This is a genomic window from Streptomyces sp. SID5785 (assembly GCF_009870065.1).
In the GTDB taxonomy this organism is placed as follows: domain Bacteria; phylum Actinomycetota; class Actinomycetes; order Streptomycetales; family Streptomycetaceae; genus Streptomyces.
This window is the reverse complement of the sequence record NZ_WWIA01000315.1, coordinates 1-2,189: the sequence shown is the minus strand read 5'-3', so window position 1 is coordinate 2,189 and position 2,189 is coordinate 1. Positions and strand designations below refer to the sequence as shown.

General features: G+C 77.7%; 2 protein-coding genes and 1 pseudogene. All 3 read right to left on the bottom strand.

The genetic code is table 11. From position 1 onward, the window contains the following. Nucleotides 1-372, bottom strand: a pseudogene (locus tag GTW43_RS10345) (hypothetical protein); the annotation flags it as partial. Then, complete coding sequence (locus GTW43_RS10340) at nucleotides 369-1,295, bottom strand: NTP transferase domain-containing protein (RefSeq protein ID WP_161301347.1); 927 nt, start codon at nucleotides 1,293-1,295, stop codon at nucleotides 369-371. The pseudogene GTW43_RS10345 and the gene GTW43_RS10340, both read right to left, overlap by 4 nt. A 174-nt stretch (nucleotides 1,296-1,469) precedes the next feature. After that, nucleotides 1,470-2,189 (bottom strand): dihydrolipoamide acetyltransferase family protein (locus GTW43_RS10335; RefSeq protein ID WP_161301346.1); only part of this gene is annotated, 720 nt, incomplete at its 5' end.

The window sequence follows — 2,189 nt, the reverse complement described above, 5'->3', positions numbered from 1 at the left end:
CGTGGCGCGATGGCGCTCGCCGCGGCCTCCGTGACCGGCGTGGCCGCCGGGGGCGTCCGACGCGCCGGGGGCGTCCGGTCCGCCGGGTGCGCCTGGTCCGCCGGGTGCGCCTGGTACGTCGCGCCGGGACATCGCGGCGCGGGACTCGTCGGCGCGGAACCCATCGGCGCGGTGGCCTGAGCCGCCCTGTCGGGAGGGGTCCGGCCGGCTGCCCGCTCCGGCGGCGTTCCGGGCGCCGCCGTACGGGGCCGGGTCGCGGTGCGGTCCGCCGGGAGAGGGGCTGTCGCGGTGGGCGTTGGCCAGGGCCAGCGCCTCGTCGACGTCGCCGTCCATCGGGTCGGCCGCGGCGGCGCGCCCGTCGGGGCCGGTCATCCCGCGTCCGGCGCCGGGGCGTCGCCGGACTCGGCCTCGCTCGCCCAGCGGTTCGCGAGGGCGGCCGCCTTGGCCGCGGCGGCGGCGACCGCCTCGGGGCCCCCGCCCGCCTGCGCGGCGGCGTACCCGACGAGGAACGTCGTCAGGGGTGCGGCGGGGCGGGCGACGCCGTGCGCCGCGTCGCGGGCGAGGTCGAGCAGGACGCCGGTGTCGACGTCCAGGTCGAGGCCCAGTTCGTCCTTGGCTGCGGAGATCCATTCATCAAGCACGCGTCCATGCTCCCTGATACGTGACCGGGCGGCGGCGATGTCGTCCCAGGTGTCGCAGTCGAACGACGCGACGGGGTCGTCCGGGTCGCTGACCCGGACCAGGCGCAGGCGGCGGGTGATCTGACGCAGCGGCAGGCCGCCGAGCGATCCGTGCTCCGCCGTGAGGGTGCCGAGCAGGCGGTCGAGTGCGGCCCGGCGGTAGACGGCGACCAGCGGCTGGTCGCGTCCCTCGGCGTCGGTGAGCAGCGCCGCCTCGGCGTCCTGGTCCGTCAGCGCGTGCAGCAGCAGCTCCACGGTGCGCGGGGCCAGGAAGGGCAGGTCGGCGGAGAGCACGGCGACGCTCCCGGCCGCACCCCGCTCCGCCTCGGGCAGCGCCCTGACGCCCGCGTCGAGCGCGGCGAGCGGTCCACCGCCGGGCGGGTCCTCGCGGGCCCAGTCGACGGGGCGTCCGGTGGGCCGGGGCTCCGCGACGACCACGGTGGCGCGGGCGCCGGCGCAGGCCATGAGGACCCGGTCGAGCAGGGGGCGTCCGCCGACCCGGACACCGGGCTTGTCGGCGCCGCCGAGCCGCCGCGCCGCACCTCCGGCGAGCACGACGGCGTCGTACCCGGGGAGGGCACGCGGGTGCGGCGACGGCCCGGCGGTTGCGGTCATCCCCCGAGTATGGGCGCAGGATCGATCAATGCCACCCTCGGGGACACGGCCGGCCACCACGATCCACGACCCGGCCCGCTCCGCCCGCGGCAGAAGCGGCCCGCCACGTCGACACCGGCGGCGGATGCGCCGACGCCGCCGCGGACACCGCCGGCGCCGCCCGCCCGGATCGCGTCACAGCGTCCGCAGCAGCACCGCCGGCTGTTCGACGCAGTCGGCGACGTACCGCAGGAAGCCGCCCGCCGTGCCGCCGTCGCAGACGCGGTGGTCGAACGTGAGCGACAGCTGGACCACGTGACGGACCGCCAGCTCGCCCTCGTGCACCCAGGGCTTGGGCGTGATCCGGCCGACGCCGAGCATGGCGGCCTCGGGGTGGTTGATGATCGGCGTCGAGCCGTCGACCCCGAACACGCCGTAGTTGTTCAGCGTGAACGTGCCGCCCGTCAGGTCGCCCGGTGTGAGCGTCCCCACCCGGGCCGCGTCCGTGAGCCGCCCGAACTCCGCGCTCAGGGCCTCCGCGCCCCGCGTGTGCGCGTCGCGGACGACGGGCACGACGAGGCCGCGCTCGGTCTGTGCGGCGAAGCCCAGGTGGACCTCGTCGAGCCGGACGATCTCGCGGCGCTCGGTGTCCACGGTCGCGTTGAGCTCCGGGTAGCGGGCGAGGGCGGCCGTGCAGATGCGGGCCAGCAGGGCGAGCACCGAGACCTTCGGGCCCGCGGAGGGACCCGTCGCCCCGTTCATCACCGCGCGGGTGCGCATCAGTTCCGTCGCGTCCGCGTCCACCCAGCAGGTCGCGTCCGGGATCTCGCGCCGGCTGCGCGCGAGCTTGTCGGCGACGGCGCCGCGGATGCCGCGCAGCGGGGTGCGGTGCTCCGTGAGCGCGCGGGCCTGCGG